General features: G+C 70.5%; 16 protein-coding genes, 2 tRNA genes and 2 pseudogenes. 8 read left to right on the top strand and 12 right to left on the bottom strand.

Going from position 1 to position 22,182, the window contains the following annotated elements; all coding sequences use genetic code 11:
- Window positions 1-136 precede the first annotated feature (136 nt).
- Complete coding sequence (locus AWZ10_RS41165; protein ID WP_060893647.1) at window positions 137-1,210, bottom strand: ATP-dependent DNA ligase; 1,074 nt, start codon at window positions 1,208-1,210, stop codon at window positions 137-139.
- A 74-nt stretch (window positions 1,211-1,284) separates the two neighbouring features.
- On the opposite strand from AWZ10_RS41165, the gene ligD reads away from it, so the two are divergent.
- Window positions 1,285-2,295, top strand: a complete 1,011-nt coding sequence (gene ligD / locus AWZ10_RS41160; RefSeq protein ID WP_060893646.1) for a non-homologous end-joining DNA ligase — start codon at window positions 1,285-1,287, stop codon at window positions 2,293-2,295.
- A gap of 43 nt (window positions 2,296-2,338) precedes the next feature.
- On the opposite strand, the gene AWZ10_RS41155 is transcribed toward ligD, so the two are convergent.
- Both AWZ10_RS41155 and AWZ10_RS41150 read right to left on the bottom strand, forming a co-directional pair.
- Window positions 2,339-4,543 (bottom strand): OmpL47-type beta-barrel domain-containing protein, encoded by a 2,205-nt coding sequence (locus AWZ10_RS41155; protein WP_244172722.1) that lies wholly within the window; start codon window positions 4,541-4,543, stop codon window positions 2,339-2,341.
- Window positions 4,543-7,023, bottom strand: a complete 2,481-nt coding sequence (locus tag AWZ10_RS41150; protein ID WP_208618645.1) for a ThuA domain-containing protein — start codon at window positions 7,021-7,023, stop codon at window positions 4,543-4,545. Before AWZ10_RS41150 ends, AWZ10_RS41155 begins: the two co-directional genes overlap by 1 nt.
- Before the next feature lie 199 nt (window positions 7,024-7,222).
- Here AWZ10_RS41150 and AWZ10_RS41145 point away from each other — a divergent pair, with 199 nt between their 5' ends.
- Window positions 7,223-8,230: a multicopper oxidase domain-containing protein gene (locus AWZ10_RS41145; protein ID WP_078935283.1), complete on the top strand. Its 1,008-nt coding sequence runs from the start codon at window positions 7,223-7,225 to the stop codon at window positions 8,228-8,230.
- 5 nt (window positions 8,231-8,235) lie between these two features.
- On the opposite strand, the gene AWZ10_RS41140 is transcribed toward AWZ10_RS41145, so the two are convergent.
- Both AWZ10_RS41140 and AWZ10_RS41135 read right to left on the bottom strand, forming a co-directional pair.
- Complete coding sequence (locus tag AWZ10_RS41140; RefSeq protein WP_060893643.1) at window positions 8,236-8,802, bottom strand: hypothetical protein; 567 nt, start codon at window positions 8,800-8,802, stop codon at window positions 8,236-8,238.
- 17 nt (window positions 8,803-8,819) lie between these two features.
- Window positions 8,820-9,879: pseudogene (locus AWZ10_RS41135) on the bottom strand (DNA polymerase III subunit beta family protein).
- 240 nt (window positions 9,880-10,119) lie between these two features.
- On the opposite strand from AWZ10_RS41135, the gene AWZ10_RS41130 reads away from it, so the two are divergent.
- The gene (locus tag AWZ10_RS41130; RefSeq protein ID WP_046707044.1) at window positions 10,120-11,187 is read left to right on the top strand and encodes a LacI family DNA-binding transcriptional regulator; all 1,068 of its coding nucleotides are present in this window, start codon (window positions 10,120-10,122) and stop codon (window positions 11,185-11,187) included.
- 58 nt (window positions 11,188-11,245) lie between these two features.
- Here AWZ10_RS41130 and AWZ10_RS41125 read toward each other — a convergent pair whose 3' ends face one another.
- Entirely contained in the window at window positions 11,246-12,448 is a 1,203-nt protein-coding gene (locus AWZ10_RS41125) for a glycoside hydrolase family 64 protein (protein WP_208618646.1), read from the bottom strand.
- A gap of 237 nt (window positions 12,449-12,685) precedes the next feature.
- Window positions 12,686-13,477: a VOC family protein gene (locus AWZ10_RS41120; protein ID WP_046707042.1), complete on the bottom strand. Its 792-nt coding sequence runs from the start codon at window positions 13,475-13,477 to the stop codon at window positions 12,686-12,688.
- A gap of 273 nt (window positions 13,478-13,750) precedes the next feature.
- Here AWZ10_RS41120 and AWZ10_RS41115 point away from each other — a divergent pair, with 273 nt between their 5' ends.
- The 3 genes from AWZ10_RS41115 to AWZ10_RS41105 all read left to right on the top strand — a co-directional run bounded on the left by AWZ10_RS41115 (window position 13,751) and on the right by AWZ10_RS41105 (window position 15,741).
- On the top strand, window positions 13,751-13,999 hold the full coding sequence (locus AWZ10_RS41115) for a WhiB family transcriptional regulator (RefSeq protein WP_037704661.1): 249 nt from the start codon (window positions 13,751-13,753) through the stop codon (window positions 13,997-13,999).
- Window positions 14,000-14,216: 217 nt separating this feature from the next.
- A tRNA-Ala gene (locus AWZ10_RS41110) sits at window positions 14,217-14,292 on the top strand.
- 108 nt (window positions 14,293-14,400) lie between these two features.
- Window positions 14,401-15,741, top strand: a complete 1,341-nt coding sequence (locus AWZ10_RS41105; protein ID WP_060893641.1) for an SDR family NAD(P)-dependent oxidoreductase — start codon at window positions 14,401-14,403, stop codon at window positions 15,739-15,741.
- Between the two features lie 450 nt (window positions 15,742-16,191).
- Here AWZ10_RS41105 and AWZ10_RS41100 read toward each other — a convergent pair.
- A pseudogene (locus AWZ10_RS41100) lies at window positions 16,192-16,506 on the bottom strand (response regulator transcription factor); the annotation flags it as partial.
- A gap of 63 nt (window positions 16,507-16,569) precedes the next feature.
- Between AWZ10_RS41100 and AWZ10_RS41095 the strand changes: the two are divergent.
- Window positions 16,570-16,643, top strand: a tRNA-Trp gene (locus tag AWZ10_RS41095).
- 25 nt (window positions 16,644-16,668) lie between these two features.
- On the opposite strand, the gene AWZ10_RS41090 is transcribed toward AWZ10_RS41095, so the two are convergent.
- From AWZ10_RS41090 to ssgD, 4 genes are all read right to left on the bottom strand, one after another.
- A complete protein-coding gene (locus AWZ10_RS41090; RefSeq protein WP_046707040.1) occupies window positions 16,669-17,649 on the bottom strand; it encodes an acyl-ACP desaturase in 981 nt (326 codons plus the stop codon).
- 226 nt (window positions 17,650-17,875) lie between these two features.
- On the bottom strand, window positions 17,876-18,652 hold the full coding sequence (ddaH, locus tag AWZ10_RS41085; RefSeq protein ID WP_046707039.1) for a dimethylargininase: 777 nt from the start codon (window positions 18,650-18,652) through the stop codon (window positions 17,876-17,878).
- A gap of 171 nt (window positions 18,653-18,823) precedes the next feature.
- Window positions 18,824-20,455 carry an ABC-F family ATP-binding cassette domain-containing protein gene (locus AWZ10_RS41080; RefSeq protein ID WP_060893640.1) on the bottom strand — a complete coding sequence of 544 codons (1,632 nt, stop codon included), beginning with the start codon at window positions 20,453-20,455 and terminating at the stop codon, window positions 18,824-18,826.
- Between the two features lie 380 nt (window positions 20,456-20,835).
- Entirely contained in the window at window positions 20,836-21,252 is a 417-nt protein-coding gene (ssgD, locus tag AWZ10_RS41075; RefSeq protein ID WP_046707037.1) for a spore wall synthesis regulator SsgD, read from the bottom strand.
- Window positions 21,253-21,547: 295 nt separating this feature from the next.
- Here ssgD and AWZ10_RS41070 point away from each other — a divergent pair.
- On the top strand, window positions 21,548-22,182 hold a 635-nt coding region (locus tag AWZ10_RS41070), incomplete at its 3' end, for a WD40/YVTN/BNR-like repeat-containing protein (RefSeq protein WP_425264532.1).

Genomic DNA, 22,182 nt, shown 5'->3' with positions numbered 1-22,182 from the left:
CGGGTCGGCGCGCTGGTCCGGCCGTCCCGCCGTCGCGGGTCGGTGCGGAGGGCCGGCGGTCCGGCCGTCGCGGTCGGATTCCGGGACTGACCATCACCGTCCACTGGGGGCCCGCCGGTCCACGCCAGGTCGTGGTTCACCGGTGGTCGGGCCCGAGGATCTCCGCCAGGTCGTAGGTCACCGGCTCCTCCAACTGCGCGTAGGTGCAGCTCTCCGCCGTGCGGTCCGGGCGCCAGCGGCGGAAGCGGGCCGTGTGGCGGAAGCGGACACCGTTCTCCATGTGGTCGTACGCGACCTCGGCGACCTGCTCGGGCCGCAGCGGCACCCAGGAGAAGTCCTTCTTCGCCGACCACCGGCTCGGCGCGCCCGGCAGCCGTGCCGTCTCGTGCGCCGCCTCGTCGGACCAGGCCGCCCAGGGGTGCTCCCCGACGTCCTCCAACCGCAGCGGCTCCAGCTCCTCCACCAGTTCCGCGCGCCGCTTCATGGGGAAGGCCGCGCACACGCCGATGTGCTGGAGCGTGCCGCCGCCGTCGTACAGCCCCAGCAGCAGGGAGCCGACCACCGGCCCGCTCTTGTGGAAGCGGTAGCCGGCGACCACCACATCCGCCGTCCGCTCGTGCTTGATCTTGAACATGGCCCGCTCGTCCTGCCGGTAGAGCAGATGGCGCGGCTTGGCGATCACCCCGTCCAGACCCGCCCCCTCGTACTGCTCGAACCACTGCTCGGCCAGCTCGCGATCCGTGGTCGCCGGGGCGACATGGACCGGAGCCGTCACCCCGGACAGGGCCAGCTCCAGGAGCGCGCGCCGGTCGGTGAGCGGGACGTCGAGCAGCGACTCGTCGTTCAGGGCGAGCAGGTCGAAGGCGACGAAGGAGGCAGGGGTCGTCTCCGCCAGCATCCGGACGCGGGAGTCGGCGGGGTGGATGCGCTCGGTCAGGGCGTCGAAGTCCAGCCGCCCGTCCCGGACGATCACGACCTCGCCGTCCATCACACAGCGCTCCGGCAGCCGCTCCCGAAGGGCCTCCGCCAGCTCGGGAAAATACCTGGTCAGTGTTTTCCCCGTCCGGCTGCCGATCTCCACGTCGGGCCCGTCGCGGAACACGATCGCCCGGAAACCGTCCCACTTCGCCTCGTAGTGCATGTCCGGCGGGATCTTCGCCACGGACTTGGCGAGCATCGGTTTCACGGGCGGCATCACCGGAAGATCCATGCCTCAGATTCTCCGACCGTACGGTGAAATTCGCCCGGTATGCGGCATCTGGTCGTTCCACCTACGGTGGCCGCATGGGTGAAGCGGTGGAGCTGGAGGCGGCGGGGCGGACGGTACGGCTGTCCAGCCCGGGAAAGATCTTCTTCCCGGAGCGCGGCTTCACCAAGCTGGACCTCGCCCGGTACTACATCGCCGTGGGCCCCGGCATCCTGAGGGCCCTGCGCGACCGGCCCACCACCCTGGAGCGCTACCCCGAGGGGGTGACGGGCGAGAACTTCTTCCAGAAGCGGGCCCCCAAGAACATGCCCGACTGGATCCCCACCGCCCACATCACCTTCCCCAGCGGCCGCAGCGCCGACGAGATGTGCCCCACCGAGGTCGCCGCCGTCGTGTGGGCCGCCCAGTTCGGCACGCTCACCTTCCACCCGTGGCCGGTCCGCCGCGACGACGTCGACCGTCCCGACGAACTCCGCATCGACCTCGACCCCCAGCCCGGCACGGACTACGCCGACGCGGTGCGCGCCGCGCACGAGCTGCGCGAGGTCCTGCACGAGTACGGGGGGCTGCGCGGCTGGCCGAAGACCTCCGGCGGCCGTGGCCTGCACATTTTCGCGCCGATCCGGCCCGACTGGACCTTCACCCAGGTGCGCCGGGCCGCCATCGCCGTCGCCCGCGAACTGGAGCGCCGGATGCCGGAACAGGTGACCACGGCCTGGTGGAAGGAGGAACGCGGGGAGAAGATCTTCGTCGACTACAACCAGACCGCCCGCGACCGCACCATCGCCTCCGCCTACTCCGTACGGCCCCGCCCGCACGCACCCGTCTCCGCGCCCCTCACCTGGGACGAGGTGGGTGTCGCCGTCCCGCGCGACTTCGATCTGGCGAGCATGCCGCGGCGCTTCGCCGAGGTCGGTGACGTGCACGCCGACATGGACGACCACGCGTTCTCCCTGGAGGCGCTGCTGGAGCTGGCCTCGCGGGACGAACACGACCACGGGCTCGGGGACCTGCCGTATCCGCCGGAGTATCCGAAGATGCCGGGGGAGCCGAAGAGGGTGCAGCCGAGCCGGGCGAAGAAGACGTGACGGTGACCCGCGTCCCACGCGGGGCGCGGGTCACCGCGGTTCCCTACAGTTCCTTGATCCGGATGTCCCGGTAGGAGATGACATCCGTCGTGCCGTGCACCTGGAGGCCGAGGTGGCCGGAGGCGAACCGGCGCCCGTCGGTGCCCGGGTCGTCCGAGCGGGGCGGGGCGAAGTCCTGCCCGCCGGTGTTGTCGAACTCGTTGATCAGGACGCCGTTGCGGTAGACCGAATAGTGCTGGTCGACCACGCGGATCTCGTAGTCGTTCCAGGTGCCCTTCTGGGTGACGCCCGCACCGGCGAGCCCCACCCGGTCGAAGCCGTAGACCGACCCCGTCTTGTACATGTCGCCGTCGGGCCGGTCGAGGACCTGGACCTCATGGCCGTACTTGATGGCCACCCACTCCGGCCGCGACTCCTCCGGGTGGTCGTGGACCCCGGGGAAGCGCACGAACACGCCGGAGTTGGCGTTCGACGTGCCGGGTGCGTCGTCACGCCACTGCAGGCGCAGCGAGAAGTCGCCGTACTTCCGCTCGGGGAACCACAGCATGCCGAGCCCGGCCCTCGTCGTACCGGAGGTGATCGAGCCGTCGGGGTTCAGCGCGAACGAACCGCCGCCCACCTGCTGCCACTTGGCGAACGATTCCTGCGTGCCGTCGAGGATCGTGCGGTACCCCTCCGTCTGGCCGGGCCTGCCGATGCCCGACTCCGCCGCCGCCTCCTTGACGGCGTCGTACTCGCGCCGGTCGACGACTCCTTGCCTGAACAGCCTGTCGAGGACGGTGTCCACGTGCTTCAGGAACAGCGCGTGGGACGTCCACTCCTTCTCGTCCTCGATCAGCTCGTTGATGCGACAACGGTTGTTGGTGACCCGGTTCGGCACGCCCGAGTCGACCGTGCCGACGAAGACCGTCAACCGCTCGTCGTACTCGGCGCAGTTGGGCGCGGGGACGCCGCCGCCCGACACGACCGTGAAGCTGACGGAACGGGCCGTGGCCGTGTTCCCCGCCCTGTCGCTCGCCCGGTACGCCACCGTGTGCGTGCCCGCGCGGTCGACCAGCACCGGTGCGCTGTAGGCGAGATAGGGGCCGCCGTCCAGCGAGTACTCGATCGCGGCGACACCCGAGCCGCCGTGGTCGGTGGCGCTGACGGTGACCTCGGCGCTCCTGAGATAGGCGCCGGCGGAGTTCCGGTCGCCCTCGACGGTCACGCCCGTCACCGGTGGCGTGGTGTCGGCGGCGGGCGGGGCGACGACGGTGAACCCGACGTTCTTCTCGGCCGCGACGTTCCCCGCCCTGTCCGTGGCCCGGTACCGCACCTTGTGCGTGCCGACCTCGTGCACCATCACGGGCGCCGTGTAGGGCTGCCAGGCCCCCGAGTCGCCGAGCGCGTACTCGATGGTGTTGACCCCCGACCCGGTGTCCGAGGCGGAGACGGTGACCGTCGCCATGGACACGTACTGACCCTGTGGGTTCCGCTCACCGGTCACCGTCGCCGAGGTCTCCGGCGCGGTCGTGTCGTCCGTCGGCGGCGCGACGACGGTGAACGTGACGCTCTTCTCGGCCGCCGTGTTGCCCGCCTTGTCGACCGCCCGGTAGCGGATCCTGTGCGCGCCGACCTGGTCGACCACCACGGGTGTGGTGTACGGCAGCCAGGCGCCGGTGTCACCGATCGCGTACTCGACCCGCTCGACCCCCGAGCCGCCCGGGTCGGTCGCGCTCACCGCCACCGACGCCGAACCGACGTACGCGCCCTGGGAGTTCTGTGTGCCACTGACCTGGGCCGCCGTCTGAGGAGCGGTGGTGTCCTCACCGGTGCCCTCGGTCACCACGAGGATGCCCTGCATCTGTCCGTGCCCGGGGATGGTGCAGTAGTAGCGGTAGCGGCCCGGGGCGAGCGTGACCTCCGCGCTGTGGCGGCCGCCCTGGTCGTCGCCGGGGTTGGCCAGGATGTTGAGCGGGACGTCGTTGTTGTACTCCGGGTCGGAGACGTCGAACGTCAACGTGTGCGGCATCCCCATGGTGTTGCCGGTCGCCCTGCTGTTCTCGAAGACGATGGTGGTCGGGCCCGCCACGGCGGTCCGCGGGGCGGTCAGGTACGTGGTGATGTCGTCTCCGGCGGTCCAGGTGAGCGTCTGGGCCGCCGCGGCCCGGTCCGCCTCCTCGGTACGGCCGGACGCGGGCGTCGACGTGAGCCCGAGCACCAACAGCAGGGCCGCCAACAAAGTCGCCCACAAGCGTCTTTCCTGCATCACTCCGCCTTCCCGGCCAGCTCGTCGGCCGCCGGCGTCGGACCGCCGCCCGTGTAGGTGACGTGCCACAACGCCGACTTGGCGTCCGAGGTGAAGAAGCCGCGCCCGTAGTCCAGGACGTACAGCGCGCCGTCCGGCCCGAACTTCCAGTCCATGAGGTTCCTGATGCCGTCGGTCCCGACGGGCACGATCTTCTTCAGCGACTCCGCGTGGATCGGGAGTCCGCCGCTGCCCTGGTTCTTCGGGTCGGTGAGCACGGCGTGGCGCGGCTGGTCGGCGTCGTAGAAGTCGCCGACGAACCACTTTCCGTCCCAATAGGCGGGCCAGCGACCGGAGCCGGCATCCGAAGCGGAGTATCGGTAGACCGGTCCGTTCATGGTGGCCTGGCCGCCGCCCTTCAACCACGGCAGCAGGTACTTGGCCTCCTCGTTCTTGTACGAGGGGATGCCGTCGGCGTCGCGCGGGAAGTCGGGGGCGCCTCCTTGCGGTGAGTACCAGATGTTGTTGCCGGTCACCGGGGGCAGGTCGACGAGCCCGTCGTTGTTCGGGGACTCGTTCTTCGGGTGGTCGCAGTCGTACCAGCCGAGCGGCTTCGACGGGTCCGGCAGATTGCGGTCCCGGTAGGGCTGCCTGTTGCCCATGCAGTACGGCCAGCCCCGGTTGCCCGCCTCGGTGATGGCGGCGAACGTGTCGTACTTCGCCGGGCCCCATGTCGTCGACGGCGCGCTCGCGTCCGGGCCGACCCAGCCGGCGTAGAGGACGTCCGTCTGCCTGTCGACGAAGATGCGGGCGGGGTTCCTGACGCCCATCACATAGATCTCGCCACGGGTCTTGCCGCCGCCCTCGGCGGTCTCCTTGCCGGTGAAGAGGTTGCCCGCGGGCAGTGTGTAGGTGCCGTCGGGCTCCGGGTGGATGCGGAGGATCTTGCCGTTGAGGTTGTTGGTGTTGCCGGCGGTGCGGCGCGCGTCGGCGAACGAGACACCTTTGTAGTTGGGTTCGGGGTTGTTGCCCGAGTAACCACCGCTGAAGCCGCTCGAGTTGTTGTCGCCGGTCGCGATGTACAGGTTGCCCTTGGAGTCCCAGGTCATCCCGCCTCCCGCGTGGCAGCAACTGTGGATCTGCACCGGCCACTTGAGCAGCACCTTCTCGCTGCCCAGGTCCAGCTTGTTCGTCGCGGGATCGAGAGTGAAGCGGGAGACCCGGCGCTCGGCCATCCGGGTGTCACGGTTGATCCGCGAGTGCGGTGTGTAGTGCAGGTACACCCAGCCGTTCTGCTGGAAACCCGGATCCAGCTCGATCCCCAGCAGGCCCTCCTCGACCTTGATCAGCTCGTCGCCGCCCCCCTTGTTGCCGAAGACCGTGAGCGCGCCCGCGAGGGTGACCTTCCTCGTCCTCGGGTCGTAGACGTGGACCTCGCCCTTGCCCTTGCCGATGTCCGGGTTGTTCCAGTCGGTGACCACGGGCCGGGACGAGTCCGCGCCGCCCCGGCCGATGTAGAGAACCCGCCCGTCGGGCGCGGTGACCAGGCCGTGCGGCTCGCCGATCTGGTCGTTCTGCCCCGGCTGGTTGGGCTGGGTCAGCCGCTCCGCCTTGTAGTTGGCGTCGATCGTCGCCTTGCAGTCGGCCCGCGCCAGACGGGACGTCCACAGCAGGGCGCCGCGCAGATGCGTACGGAAGTCGCTCTCGTCGTACGCCGAGACGGTCCCGCCCATGCCCGTGTAGAAGGAGCGGCCGCCGTCGTAGTCACGGCACCAACTCACCGGGTGGTCCCAGCCGTTGGCGCTCGCACCCGGCTGGTACGTCGACTCGCGCACCCGGGCCACGGTGTGCACCGTGCCGGACGGGTTCTTCGTCCAGTTGAACCACTTGTCGGGCCGCTTCCACTGCACGGGCAGGCTCTTGGTGGCCGGATTCTGCCGGTCACCGACCTCGACGGTCGCCCGCTGCACGGTCGTCGGGCTGGACGCGGCCGGGCGGGCACCGATCAGGCCCGTGAACCAGTCCGAGTACGGCTCGGCGCGGGCCGCGTCGTGGACACCGACGAAACCTCCGCCCGCCTCCATGTAGGTCTCCAGTCCCGCTTCCTGCTCGGGATCCAGGACGTCACCACCACCGGTGAGGAAGACGACGGCGTTGAAGCCGCTCAGCCGGGTCGCGTCGGTGAAGACGGAGGCGTCGCCGGTGGCGACGACCCCGAACCGTTCGGACGCCGGCCCGGACAGCCCGATCCTCTCGATCGCCTCGATCCCGGCGTTCACGACGGGCGACTCGTCCCCGGCCGCCGCGGAGCCGTGGAAGATCAGTACCCGGGGGCCGGAACCGCCGGGCGGCGACTTGATCGACATCGTTGTCAGCGGCGGCTCCGGCGCCGGGCCCGCATGGGCCGCGGGGCCCGACAGAAGCCCCGCGGTGACGACCGAGGCGGTCAGCGTGGCCGCCCAGGCCCGTCTCCTCGTGTCGCTCAACCCTCGTAAGTACATGGGCACCTCCTCGGTCACAGCAACAGCGCCAAGGAAGCTAGCCCCCATTTGCGCGGCTCGCCAAGACCTATGACCGGAATGGTGCGAACTTTGTCCTGGGTGTGGAGAAACAGCCGTGCTGTCGCTACCGTCTCACCGGCTGATCACAGATGCGTCTCCGCATGGTCCGTTTGAGGGTAGGGAGTTCCGCGTGGACGGGATGGGCAGACGAGGGTTCAACCGGCGGGTGCTGCTGGGCGGCGCGGTCGCCGCGACATCGTTGTCCGTGGCCATCGAGACCGTCAGTGCTCCTGAGGCCGTGAGTGCCGCCACGCGGGCGAGGACGGCCCCGGCCGGCGGCGAGGTCAAGCACATCAAGATGTACGCCGAGAAGCTGCCCGACGGGCAGATGGGCTACGGCTTCGAGAAGGGCAAGGCCTCGATACCGGGCCCGCTGATCGAGCTCCACGAGGGCGACACGCTGCACATCGAGTTCGAGAACACGATGGACGTGGCGGCGAGCCTGCACGTCCACGGCCTGGACTACGAGACCTCCAGCGACGGCACCAAGCTGAACAAGAGCGACGTCGAGCCCGGCGGCACCCGCACCTACACCTGGCGCACACACGCCCCCGGCGCCCGCGAGGACGGCACCTGGCGTGCGGGCAGCGCCGGTTACTGGCACTACCACGACCATGCCGTCGGCACCGAACACGGCACGGGCGGCCTGCGCAAGGGTCTCTACGGCCCGGTCGTCGTCCGCCGCAAGGGCGACGTCCTCCCCGACAAGACCGTCACCGTCGTCTTCAACGACCTGCGCATCAACAACAGGCCCGCCCACTCCGGCCCCAACTTCGACGCCACCGTCGGTGACCGCGTCGAGTTCGTCGTCATCACGCACGGCGAGTACTACCACACCTTCCACATGCACGGTCACCGCTGGGCCGACAACCGCACCGGCATGCTCACCGGCCCCGACGACCCCAGCCAGGTCATCGACAACAAGATCGTCGGCCCGGCCGACTCCTTCGGCTTCCAGGTCATCGCGGGCGAAGGTGTCGGGGCGGGCGCCTGGATGTACCACTGCCATGTCCAGAGTCACTCCGACATGGGCATGGCGGGCCTGTTCCTGGTGCGCAAGACGGACGGGACGATCCCGGGGTACGAGCCGCATGAGCCGCATGAGCCGCACGGGTCGAAAGCGTCCGCAGCGCCCCATGAGCACTGAGGGGTTCAGCGACGGGCACTCTGATCGGGCTGTGTCCGCTCGGCCGTGTCCCGTCGGCCGATGGCCTCGGCCACCTGCTCGATGGCCACACGGAGAAGGTCGCCGTAGGCGCCCCGGGGGAGGTTAGGGGCGTGCTCCGCAGCCGCTTCGATGTGTCGGTCGGCGGCTTCGAACGACGCGAGCCTGCGGTAGTCGTCCGCGAGGTTGAGGTGCAGGGACGGGTAGAAGCCGGCGATGTGCAGACGGGCGTCGTGCTCCTGGACGCGCTGCTGGGTCACCGCGTCGGCGGCGTCCAGCGCCCGCACGTCCCAGACCAGGGCCTGGGCGGGATCGGTGTGGAGGTCCGCCAGGTAGTGCGCGAGGGTGCACCGGTGCAGCGGGTCACCGGTGACACCGATCGTGGACCAGAGACCCAGGAGCCGCCGACACGCGGAGACGACGTCCCCGGCGCGGCCTTCGGTGACGGCCTGTCCGATGGCTTCCATGGTGGGGTCGGTGCTGGTGCTGGTGCTGGTGCTGGTGCTGGTGGGGGTGGGGGTGGGGGTCGGGGTGGAGGTGGAGGTGGCGGTCATGGGGGTGGTCCTTGTCGTCATCGCTGAGGCGGGAGATGTGAACTGACGGGCATGGCCAGGGTGGTGAGGTCGCCGCGGTCGGCCGAGCGGATCGTGACGGGCTGGTCGGGGCCGCGCAGGTCGAGCATCACGTCGGGCCCGATGGCGGTGCTCACGGCTGGATAGAGCGTCGTCAGCTCGAACCGGATGTCCAGGCCCCGTCCCGTCACGGTGGCCGGAAGCCGCGACTCGGGCTGCTCGTCACCGCCCACCAGGACGTCCGTCCCGTGCTCGGCCACGCGCAGGGCGACCCGCTCGGCGCACCGCTCCTCCAGGGCTCGCAGGAGCAACTGCTTCGAGAGCGTCACGCGGGTGCTGACCTCGGGCAACCCGGCGAGCATCAGCCGGAGGTCGGGGAACTCCTCCGGAAGCAACCGGCAGTACTGGTCCTCCCGGTGGGGCATACGCAGTCGGATCCCGTGCGCCGTCGCCTCGACGCGCACCAGCGCGCTACGACGCACCTCGGCGACCGCCCCCCCGCAGTTCGTCGCCGCTGACCGTGCCCGCCCACGTCGTCGCCGGCGGCTCGGACGGCACCAGCGTCCGGGTCGAGAGCCGGTAGCGGTCGGTCGCGGTCAGGGTGACCGCCTCCTGGTCCGCCTCTATGCGCAGACCGCCGAGGACCGGCAGGTCGGGCTCCCGCGCGGTCGCGGTCAGGATCTGCTCGACCGCGTCGGCGAGCATGGGCCCCTTCAGCGTGACGACCGGCAGACTCGGCACGTCACCGAGGGCCGACTTGAGGAGAACGGCCGTCCGCTGCGCCGCCACCGCGTCCCCGAGAACCCGTGCGACGTGTTCGTCGATGAGCCCGGCCGCCTCCTCGGGCCCGGCGTCGAGGACTTTCTCGACAGCGGTGAGCGGCATGGCGATCTCGCGCAGCCGGCGCAGCGCGGTGGCCCGGCCCATCTGGTCGGCGGTGTAGTAGCGGTAGCCCGAGGCCGGGTCGACCTCGGCCGGACGCAGCAGCCCGGAGTCGGCATAGAACCGCAGCGCGCTGGAGGTCAGACCACTGCGGCGGGCGAAGACACCGATCGGCATCGGCCCGGGATTCGGAATCGGTTCAGAATGCGGCACCCGGCCATCGTGGGGCTTCAACCAACTCGAAGGTCAACACCGACAGGCTGGGCCGGTCGCCGGTCGCCGGTCGCCGGTCGCCGGTCGCCGGTCATGGGGCGTGAGTCGCGGGTCGGTGGTCGCCGGTCGGTGATTCGGGAGCGCTCTCAAACGCATGTTCCGCGGGGCTATCCTGATCGCAACCGCCCGGAGGAGAGTCCCCAAGTGACCGAGACAGCGTCGCGTCCCACGTTGGAGGCCGTGGCCGCGCGGGCCGGGGTGTCCAGGGCGACGGTGTCGCGGGTCGTCAACGGGGGCGAGGGCGTTCGGGAGCCGCTGGTCGAGCGGGTGCGCAGGGCGGTCGAGGAACTCGGGTACGTGCCGAACCAGGCGGCCCGCAGTCTCGTCACCCGGCGGCACGACGCCGTTGCCGTGGTGATCGCCGAGCCGGAGACCAGGGTCTTCGCCGACCCCTTCTTCGCCCTTCAACTCCGCGGCATCAGTAAAGAGTTGACGGCACACGACTCGCAGCTCGTCCTGCTGCTCACCGAAAGCCCGGAGGACTACGTGCGTGTCGGGCGCTATCTCGCCGGCGGGCACGTCGACGGGGCGCTCGTCTTCTCGCTGCACCTGGACGACCCCCTGCCGGGGCTGATCCGAGGTGCCGACGTCCCGACCGTGTTCGGCGGCCGGCCCGGCTGGGCGGACGGCACGCGCGGCGACACGCCCACCGTGTACGTCGACAGCGACAACCGGGGCGGCGCGCGGGACGCCGTACGCCATCTCGTCGGCCTCGGCCGCACCCGGATCGCCCACATCACCGGGCCCCTCGACCAGACCTCGGCCGTGGACCGGCTCGACGGGTTCCGGGACGTCATGGTGGACGCCGACCCCCGGCTGATCGTGGAAGGCGACTTCACCCCGGCGGGCGGGGAGCGCGCGATGCGGGAACTCCTCGACCGCTGCCCGGAAGTGGACGGGGTGTTCGCCGCCAACGACGTGTCCGCGTCCGGCGCGCTGCGCGTGCTCCGGGAGCGTGGACGGAGGGTTCCCGAGGACGTCGCCGTGGTGGGCTTCGACGACATGCTGCCGGTGGCCGAACAGTCCGATCCGCCTTTGACGACGGTCCGTCAGGACATAGAGGAGATGGGGCGGTTGATGGCCCGTCTGCTGCTCCGAGGCCTCGAACGACGCGTGCCCGACGAGCGGGAGCGCGACCACGGTCAGGGCGTGACCGGCGCGCCGTCCAGTGTCGTCCTGCCGACGACACTGGTACGACGCGCCTCCGCGTGACCGCTCCGGCCGTCCGACCGCTCTGGCCGTCCGACCACTCCGGTCGCCTGATCAGGGCCTACGCGCCCACCGTCACCGTGAACCGGCGCGGGTTGCCGTCGTGGGCGGCGCCCGACACGTCCGGCCGGCCGTCGGGGCGTACGTCGTCGTACGGAAAGGCGTACCCGATGGGCGAGTTGGCGTGCACCACGCGTGACCAGTGGTTCGTCACCGTCCCCCGGTAGTAGTCGGCCGCAGTCGTCCCGTTGGGCTGTGCGGGGTGGGTGAGCATGATCGAGCGGTTGAAGCCGGCGGCGAGACGGGCGAGGAGGGCCTTCTTGTCGTCGGGGTCGCCGGGGTTGTTGGCGAACGGGCCGTGGTTGCAGGTGAAGATGTCCTTCGAGGTCGGCCTGGCGAAGGAATGGCCGCCCGCGAAGGTGAGCGTGTCGCCGGAGACGCGGCCGGTGAGGGCGCCCCGCCCGCCCTGGAGGTCGATCCGCAGATCCGTCCCCCGGTACTTCTCCCACACCTGGTCGACGTAGGAGTTCCAGTAGGCGCGGAACGGCATCCGGTCGGGCTGCCCGAAGTACGGTGCCATCAGGTTCTGCGGTGAGATGACCCGCAGCACCCTGCCGTCGCCGCCCCGGATGACGAGCTGGTCCCACGGCTGGCCGTCCCGTGCCGACTGCGCCACCAGATCCGCGGCGATCCGGCCCACCGCCCCTTCGGGCAGCGGGGCGACCGTGTGCGTGGCGTCGCCCTCCAGCGTCAGTCCGATCGGCAGGGCCGTCACCAGATCGACGTAACTGATGTTGGCGAACAGCTGGGTGGGATTGAACGTGAACTCGCAGAACGACCACGTCTTGCCGTAGTTGGGATCGGCTGGCGTCGCGAAGGCGGGTTCGACCAGCGCCGGGCCCGGGTTGAGGAAGAACTCAAGGGTGGAGTCCCGTACGAAGTAGACGCGGGCGCCGAACATCTGAGGAAGTGTCAGAACGACGGGTGCCGAGCCCGCGGCGCCCAGCGGGATCGCGCAGTCGACAGGCAGCGGTGTCTGCGGCGCCGAGGGCGAGGCCGGCCGGTAGACGCCTCCGTCGGCCCGCAGCAGCAGCCAGGCGCCCGTCGACTGCTCGTGCCCGGTGACGTACGCCCGGACCGTGCCCGGCAACGAGGCGTTCCGCAGAGCGAGTTGGCACGTCGCGGGCGCGGCCTGGGCGGGCGCGCCGAGGGCGCTCCCGAGGACGGGGGCGCCGGCGAAGGCGGCGGTTCCGGACAGGAACATACGGCGGGAAATCACGGTGGCCTCCTGGGACGTGGGGGAGTGGAGGCACAGCGGACGGGGCCCCTGCTGTGGTGCATCCACTGTTCCCAGGGGAAGTTGCGCCGTCAAGACTTATGACTGAGAGCGCTCTCAAGAAGGGTGTGGGTTCATGAGGTGACGACAGGCCGAACGGTGTCCGGACGTCATGGAACACACCGCGCGACGCTGATCGGCACCGCCGCCGGCCGGCGTGGTCCCTCAGCCCTCCGGCTGCTCGCTCCTGATCACCGCGAACCGTGCCCCGTACGGGTCGGCGAGCTTGGCGAAACGCCCCGCGCCCGCGAGGTCCGTGGCGGGCGTACGGACGCTGCCGCCCAGCTCCTGCGCCCTGCTCACCGCGGCGTCCGGGTCGGAGACCTCGAAGTACGGCAGCCAGTACGGCCCGGACCCCGTCTCGCTCGGGTCCTCGTCGAGCGGGACGATGCCGCCGAACATGGACCCCGGGTCGGTCCCCGCCGGGTTCACACAGGTGTAGCTGCCGCCGGCGATGTCGATCGCGGAGGTCTCCCAGCCGAACACGGAGTTGAAGAACCCGGCGGCCGCGGGCAGATCCGGTGTGTACAGCTCCAGCCAGCACAGCGCACCGGGGTCCGTGACGACGTCGAGGCCCGTGATCCGGCGGGGCTCCCAGATGCCGAAGGGCACGGACGCCCGGTCGGCGAGGATCGCCATGCGGCCCTCGTCCGCCACGTCCATGGGCCGCATCAGCACCGAGCCGTGCGCCTGCTCGACCGCCTTGGCCGTGGCGTCGGCGTCCGGTGTCCGGAAGTAGATGTTCCAGGACGGTGGGCCCTGCTCCGGTGGGTTCTGCATACCGGCCGCGGCGGTGCGGCCGTCGAGCTGGAAGAAGCCGTAGCCGCCCATGTCGGGGCCGGCCGACCGGAACTGCCAGCCGAAGAGGTGGTGGTAGAAGGTGGCGGCGCCTTCGATGTCCGGGGTGCCGAGGTCGATCCAGTTCGGGGCGCCGGTGACATAACGGGTGGTGAGCATGGTCGTGCTCCTCTGCGGGGGTCCGAGGGCCCGTTGCCTGTACCGCCGAGTCTGGCACCGGTGCGCTGCCGCTGGGGCCGAGCCGCGGCGGTGACGGGATGCGTGTCGCCGGCTACGGGTGCGTCGTGGCTGGTAGGGGCTCCGCCCCTCACGGGTGTGGCTCGGCGCGCCGTCGTGCGCTGCTCCATCGGCCCGGGGAGCATGGAGGGCCCTGAGCGTCGTGTTGATGTCACGTTGATCGAACGTTTTTCGGTGCGCGCCACGATGCTGTGCATGCACAACGACACGATCACCCCACTCGACAGCGTCTGGCAGCAGCGAGCGCTGTGTGCGCAGACGGGGGCCGACTTCTTCTTTCCCGAGCCCGGCAGCTCGGTACGTGAGGCGAAGCGCATCTGCGGCATGTGCGAGATGCGCACCGCATGTCTGCAGTACGCCCTGTCCAACGACGAGCGGTTCGGCGTCTGGGGCGGACTGTCCGAGAAGGAGAGGCTGCGACTCCGGCGCGCCGAGAACGGCTGAGGCGGTCGGTACCGAGATCGGCTGAGCCAAGGTCGGTACCGAGATCGGCTGAGCCAAGGTCGGTACCGAGACCGGCTGAGCCAAGGTCGGTACCGATACCGGCCGATCCGACGGCAGCGAACACGGCTGACCGTTCGCGAACCGCTCGGCCCCACAAGCCGGTTCGGTCATAAATCGGTGGGCTGCGTCCCGGGCGGTCGCATAGGATCCGGGGGCGCGGTCCGGACGTAGCGCAGAGGTCGGCGCACCGCTACGGCATGGCGGAAACACCGGTTCGAATCCGGTCGGACCGGACCGCGTGCGGCGGATTCCGCAGCGCTCGGCGTTCCACGGATCCGAAGGCCGCGTGATCGGGGCCGGGACAGGGGAACACGGCACGGGACACGCGGGGCGGGGCACGCATGGGCGACGGCGGCGGGATCACCGAGGAAGAGCTGGCGGCCTTCCACCGTACGGTCGGCAGGCTGCGGGCGCTGCCCGTCGATGACCCCGTGCGGCTACGGGCCGAGCGGGTCGCCGCGTCCTTCGCACGCGACGGCTGGCAGCGCCGCCGTAAGGCGCTCAGCGCTGAGAAGTCCGCCGCGGACGCCGCCGTGATGGCCGCGACCGCCACCGGAGCCCTGGACCGGCGCGAGGACGCCCCGCTGTCGGAACCAGCGGCGGGCGGCGGGGGAGTCCTCCTGAAGCCACGTCACTGCTATGTCTGCAAGACGTCCTATCGACAGGTCGACTCCTTCTATCACCGACTGTGTCCGCGCTGCGCCGCCGACAACACCGCGCGGCGCGGCCTCAGCACCGACCTGAGCGGCCGCCGCGCGCTGCTCACCGGCGGCCGGGTGAAGATCGGCTTCCAGCTGGCCCTGATGATGCTGCGCGACGGCGCGGACCTGCTCGTCACCAGCCGCTTCCCGCACGACACCGTACGCCGCTTCCGAGCCGAGCCCGGCAGCGAGAAGTGGCTCGACCGGCTGACCGTCGTCGCCGTCGACCTGCGGGACCCGCGCCAAGTGCTGGGCCTGTGCGAGCAGTTGCGGCAGGAGGGCGAGCCGCTCGACATCCTGGTGAACAACGCGGCCCAGACGGTACGGCGGCCACCGGAGTCGTACGCGCTGCTGGCCGGCGGGGAGTACGACGCGCTGCCCGAAGGGGCGCGGCAGGCACCCGGGTTCACGCCGATGCGGATGCTGGAGGACGGGGCCGCCGCCCTGCCCGTCGCGCTGCGCGAGGCGGACGAGGCCGGGCTGCTGCCCGACCCCTCCCCGGAGAACTCCTGGTCGGCGCGGCTCGGCGAACTCGACCCGGCAGAGGTCCTGGAGACCCAGCTGGTCAACTCCCTCGCCCCGGCGCTCCTCTGCGACCGGTTGCTGCCGCTGCTGCTCGCCGCGCCGCGCGCCCGCCGCTATGTGGTCAACGTGACCGCCGTCGAGGGCCGTTTCGCCGTGCGCAACAAGACGGCCGGGCATCCGCACACCAACATGGCCAAGGCCGCGCTCAACATGCTCACCCGCACCAGCGCCGCCGAACTCGCGGGCCAGGGTGTCCACATGTGCGCCGTCGACACCGGCTGGATCACCGACGAGAACCCCGCGCCGAAGAAACACCGTATGGCCGGCGCCGGCTTCCGCACCCCGCTCGACATCGTCGACGGCGCCGCCCGCGTCTACGACCCGATCGTGCGCGGCGAGGCGGGCGACCCGGTGTCCGGGGTGTTCCTGAAGGACTACCGGGAGGCGGAGTGGTGAGCCGAGGGCCGGACGCGCTGTGGGCACAGCCCCCGCTGTTCAGGGGCCCGGGGGAACCGCGCGAGCAACCACAACGCACTCGCACCCGCACTCGCGCCTGCCCGACGACACCATCCCGAGCTGTCCGGCGAAAGGGGGCGACGGAGCACAGCCCCCGGGGACGGGAACGGGAGGGGGCGCGGGGCGAAGAACCCGCAATGTCGTACCAGGAGAAGTCCTGACCACGATCGACGGGGACCTCACCAGTGGCAGGTGCGGGTTCTCGCCGCTTGTTCCCCGCGCCGACCTCTGACCTGCGGCCGTGATCGGAGTCTCGCGCCGTGGCCTGGGCGGTCGGTCCCACTCCCCTACGAGAACCCGCAGCATGGCCGTGCGAGACGGGTGGCGGACCTGCGACAGGGGAGGTCTGCGCAGCTGGCACGGTGCCGGATACCGGCGGTGGCCGGGGATTCAGTCCGCGAGCCGACCGGGGCTGACCATGCGGTACTCGTAGGCCATGACCACGACTTGGGACCTGTAGCGGGCGCCGAGTCTGGCCATGACGCGGCTGACGTGGGTCTTCGCGGTCAGCGGGGAGACCACCCGTTGCTTGGCGATTTCGTTGTTGGTGCATCCGGCGGCGATCAGCCGCATGACTTCACCTTCGCGGCCGGTCAGAGCGTCGAGACGGTGGTCGGGCTCCCGGGTGTTGTGCGGGCGGTTGGCGAATTCGGCGATGAGCCGGCGAGTGAGGGAGGGGCTGATGAGTGCGTCGCCTCGCGCGGATGAGATCTGGCCGGGGCCTTGAGATCCCACCGCAGGACGAGGCGCTATCCTCCCCCTCAAGGACGGGGCCGTAGCGCAGAGGCAGTCGCACCGGTCTCCAGAACCGGAACACGCTGGTTCGAATCCAGCCGCCCCGTCCCCCTGCCCGAGCGAGCGGGCCGGTTACGCGCCGGCCGCCCGCGCCGCCATCCGCGCCTTGCGCGCCGCGAGCTTCTCGTCGAACTTGCGGGCCTCGGCGTCGAGGCCGCCCATGTAGAGGCCGAGCTCCTCCTGGGCCTTCATGCCCTCGGGGCCGAGACCGTCGATCTCCATGATCTTCAGGAAGCGGATGACGGGCGCGAGGACGTCGTCGTGGTGGATCCGCATGTTGTAGACCTCGCCGATGGCCATCTGCGCGGCGGCGCGCTCGAAGCCGGGCATGCCGTGGCCGGGCATACGGAAGTTGACGACGACGTCGCGGACCGCCTGCATGGTGAGGTCGGGGGCGAACTCGAACGCGGCCTTCAGCAGGTTCCGGTAGAAGATCATGTGGAGGTTCTCGTCGGCCGCGATGCGCGCCAGCATGCGGTCGCACACGGGGTCACCGGAGTGGTGGCCGGTGTTGCGGTGCGAGACGCGGGTGGCGAGCTCCTGGAAGGAGACGTACGCGACCGTGTGGAGCATCGAGTGCCGGTTGTCCGACTCGAAGCCCTCACCCATGTGGGACATGCGGAACTCTTCGAGCTTGTCCGGGTCCACCGCGCGCGAGGCGAGCAGGTAGTCGCGCATCACGATGCCGTGCCGACCCTCCTCCGCGGTCCAGCGGTGCACCCAGGTGCCCCAGGCGCCGTCACGGCCGAAGAGGGTGGCGATCTCGTGGTGGTAGCTGGGCAGGTTGTCCTCGGTCAGCAGGTTCACCACGAGGGCGATACGGCCGACCTCGGTGACCTTCGACTGCCCCTTCTCCCAGGCCTCGCCGTCCTCGAAGAAGCCGGGGAAGTTGCGGCCGTCGCTCCACGGCACGTACTCGTGCGGCATCCAGTCCTTGGTGACCTGCAGATGCCGGTTGAGTTCCTTCTCGACGACTTCCTCCAGCGCGTACAGCAGCCGCGCGTCGGTCCACTCGGTGGACGGGCTGCCGAGGTGAGGAGAAGTGATCGACACAGATGCTCCAGGGGGACGAACAGGGGACGTGTAATCCGGTGGGCGGTCACGGGCGGGTGACCTGAACCTACGGCATCGTAGGCTACGTATCCGTAGGTTACGATGCCGTAGGTTAAGCGCGCTGTAAAGACCGCTGATCAGCCGGGCCTGCGGAGCCGTCCGTGGGCCTGCCGGAGGCCCCGCGGACGCGCAGGTCCTAGGGCTGAAAGGGTGAGGGGATCACCTCTCAGGCGTACAGCCCCCGCAGTCGCACCGAGAGGCATGTCACACAGCCCTCCAGCTTCTCGAACTCGCTGATGTCGACCACGACGGGCTGGTACCCGAGGTCGGAGTACAGCTCCGCCGTCTTCGGCGCGCTCGCCGCCATCAGCAGCTTGTCGCCGCCGAGGAGCACCACGTGCGCCCCGGCCTCCTCGGGGACCGGCAGGAAGCGACCGAACAGCGACGGCGTGTCCATCTTCGGGATGTGCCCGACGACCGTGCCGTCGGGCAGCGCGGTGACCGCCGACTTCAGATGCAGCACCTTGCTCACGGGCGCGGAGACGACCCGCGCCCCCAGCGGCTCGAACGTGGCCCGCAGCTGCTGCACCCCGGCCGCGTTGGTACGCCCGCCCCGGCCCACGAACACGGTGTCGCCGACCTTGAGGACGTCGCCGCCCTCCAGGGTGCCGGGTGCCCAGACCCAGTTCACCGAGCAGCCGAGCGCGGCCACGGCCTCCTCGATCCCCTCGGTCTCGGCCCGCCGGGACTCGGCGCCGGGGCGCGCGATCAGGGCCACGTTCTTGTACATGACCACGGTGTCCTCGACGAACACCGAGTCCGGGCAGTCGTCGGCCGGGTCCACCTCGATCGTCTCCCAGCCGTGGTCGCGCAGGGCCTCCCCGTACGCCTCCCACTGCTCGACCGCGAGGTCGACGTCCACCTCCGTGCGTTCGACGTGCGTGACGAGGCCCTCGGCCAGGCGGGGGCCGGGGCGGCGGACGAGGGCTTTCCTGCTGGGCACGTGGGTGGCTCCGAATCGAACGACGGTTTTCCGGCGCGCGTGAAGCGACGCCGGTCCGCCATCATGCAGCCCCGGTCCACCTGGACAAAACCCCCGGAGGCAGGCTGTGGCCCTCCTGAGATGCTCGGCGGTGGCCGAGCCCCGCCCGGACGCCCCCGCCGCCGGGCCGGGTCAGCCGGCCGCTTCGATCTCCTCCGGCGTGGTCGCCCGCAGCTCTCCCTCCTCCAGCAGCAGCCACCGGGTGATCCCGAGCGACTCCAGGAACGGCAGGTCGTGGCTGGCCACGATCAGCGCGCCCTCGTACGACTCCAGTGCGGTCGTCAGCTGCCGCACGCTCGCCATGTCGAGGTTGTTCGTCGGCTCGTCCAGCATCAGCAGCTGCGGGGCGGGCTCGGCGAGCATCAGGGCGGCGAGGGCGGCCCGGAAGCGTTCCCCGCCGGACAGCGTCGCCGCCGGCTGGTCGGCACGGGCGCCCCGGAACAGGAAGCGGGCGAGACGGGCCCGGACCCGGTTGTTGGTGGCGTCCGGCGCGAACCGGGCCACGTTCTCGGCGACCGACAGCTCGTCGTCGAGAACGTCGAGCCGCTGCGGCAGGAACCGCAGCGGAACATGTGCCTTCGTCTCTCCGCCCACCGGCTCCAGCTCGCCCGCGATCGTCCGCAGCAGCGTGGTCTTGCCCGAGCCGTTGCGGCCGATCAGCGCGATCCGCTCCGGGCCGCGCAGGTCGAACCCGCCCCTCACCCGGGCGCCGTACCTCAGCTCCAGATCCAGCAGGGTCAGGACGGTACGGCCCGGCGGCACGGCCGTGTACGGCAACTCGACGCGGATCTCGTCCTCGTCCCGTACGGCCTCCACCGCCTCGTCGAGCCGCTCCTTGGCCCCGGCGAGCCGCTCCTCGTGCAGGATGCGGTGCTTGCCCGCGGACTCCTGGGCCGCGCGCTTGCGCAGGCCCGCGACGACCTTCGGTACCCGCTTCTGATCCTGCATCTTCTGTCCGAACCGCTTACGCCGGGCCAACTTGACCTGGGCGTCCACCAGTTCACGCTTCTGCTTCTTCAGATCGGACTCGGCGACCCGCACCATCCGCTCGGCGGCCTCCTGTTCACCGGCGAGCGCCTCCTCGTACGCGGAGAAGTTGCCTCCGTACCAGGTGACCTCACCGGCGTGCAGATCCGCGATCTGGTCGACCAGGTCCAGGAGTTCACGGTCGTGGCTGACCACGATCATGACCCCGGACCACGACTCGACGGCTTCGTACAGCCGACGCCGCGCGTACAGGTCGAGGTTGTTGGTCGGCTCGTCCAGGAGGAGGACGTCGGGCCGGCGCAGCAGCAGCGCGGCCAGGCGCAGCAGCACCGACTCACCGCCCGAGACCTCGCCGATCGTGCGGTCCAGATCGACGTGACCCAGGCCGAGTTGGCCGAGCGTCGCCAGGGCGCGCTCCTCCACGTCCCAGTCGTCGCCGACCGCCGCGAAGTGCTCCTCGGCCACGTCGCCCGCCTCGATGGCGTGCAGCGCGGCACGGACGGCGGCGATACCGAGCGCCTCGTCGACCTTCAGGCCGGTGTCGAGCGTGACGTTCTGCGGGAGATATCCGACCTCGCCGGCCACCCGGACCGTGCCGTCGGACGGGGTGAGATCACCGGCGATCAGCTTCAACAGGGTTGATTTCCCTGACCCGTTGACGCCGACGAGTCCGGTCCGGCCGGGCCCGAACGCGATCTGCAGCTCGTCGAAGACGGGGGTGCCGTCGGGCCAGACGAAGGACAGGGACGTGCAGGTGAGAGAGAGGGGAGTAGACATGAGGGACCTCGCGAGTGAGGGAAGCGGCCAGGGGGACGCGTTCTGAAACACCGCGAGGGGCGACACGACGAGGGCAGGAGAAAAGCCCGCTGCCTACTGGACGGCTCGTACGCCGAGGTCGCACGCAACGCACACAGGGATGCCGGGAAACGGCAGGGTGTGTGACGCGGTGTCTCAGGACCTCAGACGAGCAACGTCCTTCTCCAATCGACGGCAACAGGACCGTGGAACAACGTACGGAGGGGGTCGGAGGAGTGTCAACGCATTAACGCGCCGCGCACGTCAGCGCGCCGCGCACGTCGGCGACGTGTCCGGACCGGTCGGACCGGCGCCCGGGGCGACCGCCCCCGGGTGGAACGGGGCGGCGTCCACGGGCGACCTCAGCAGGCGTCGCGCATCAGCTGCGCCAGGTCGTGGTCCAGGTCGACCTGGTGGTGCTCCAGGCCGAGCGGCACCAGGTCGATCGTGCTGTCCAGGAAGTGCCGTACCTCACCGGCGTGGACGTGCACCACGGCGGTGCCCTCGGGGGCGTGGAACTCCAGGACCAGTCGCTCGTAGCCGTACGGGCGGACGCGTACGTCCCCGTAGCCGACCGGCTCCTCCATCCCGGTCACGAGGAGTTCGCGGGCGAAGGTCCAGCAGACCTCGACGCCCTCCAGCGTGGCCGGGGCGGGAAAGGTCATACGGACGGCGAAGGGGTCGCTGCGGTCGTAGTGGAGCGTTGCGGGAATGCTCGGCATCCGCGGCGCGGCGGCGACGAGACGGGCCTCTACGGGCTGCTCGATGACGGTGGACAACGCCTTGCTCCCTTGTGACGGGTGGACGGACTCCGGACGGCTGGGGTCGGGCATTTCAGAAGACGCCGGATCGGGCCGATCCGTGCACATGAGGGTCGAGTGACCTCTGTCACCGAGCCCAATCACTGTGGTGATCGATTTCTCATCCCGTATTCCGGGATATGGGAGAGGACACCGGACGCCGCCCGGCGGTTCCCGGCCGAGGCCATCTGGACGGCACCGGATCGGTGCACTAGCTTCGCCCGCCATGAGGGGCTTGGGGCAGTCGAGACGGATGAGTCGGACGAGTCGGACGATGACGACGGGCCTGGCCGCGGCGGCACTCGCCGCCGCCCTGGCGGTGCCCGCGCAGGCACAGGGGGAAGGCCGGCCACCACACTGGGAACTGAAGGAGACCGGCACTGACGTGCGCTTTCGCGGTCTCGCCGCCGTCAGCCGGAACAGTGCGTGGCTGGCGGGCTCCGCGGGGACGGTGCTGCGCACCGGCGACGGGGGCAGGACCTGGCGCAACGTCTCACCGCCCGGCGCACAGGATCTGCAGTTCCGGGACATCGAGGCATTCGACGCACGCAGGGCGGTCGTCCTGGCCATCGGGGAGGGAGAGGCCTCCCGCGTGTACCGCACGGACGACGGCGGTGCGACGTGGACCGAATCCTTCCGGAACACCGATCCGCGCGCCTTCTACGACTGCCTCACCTTCTTCGACCCCCGCCACGGACTCGCCATGAGCGATCCGGTGGACGGGAAGTTCCGCATCCTCTCCACCAAGGACGGCGGCCGTTCCTGGGCGGTCCTGCCGAACGAGGGCATGCCGCCGGCGCTGGAGGGAGAGGCGGGCTTCGCGGCGAGCGGGCAGTGCCTGGTCCATTCCGGTCCGCGCGATGTGTGGCTGGCGACCGGAGGGGCCGCACGCGCGCGTGTGCTGCACTC

This window comes from Streptomyces europaeiscabiei (assembly GCF_001550375.1).
Lineage (GTDB): Bacteria > Actinomycetota > Actinomycetes > Streptomycetales > Streptomycetaceae > Streptomyces > Streptomyces europaeiscabiei.
This window is presented reverse-complemented; position numbering and strand designations above follow the sequence as displayed.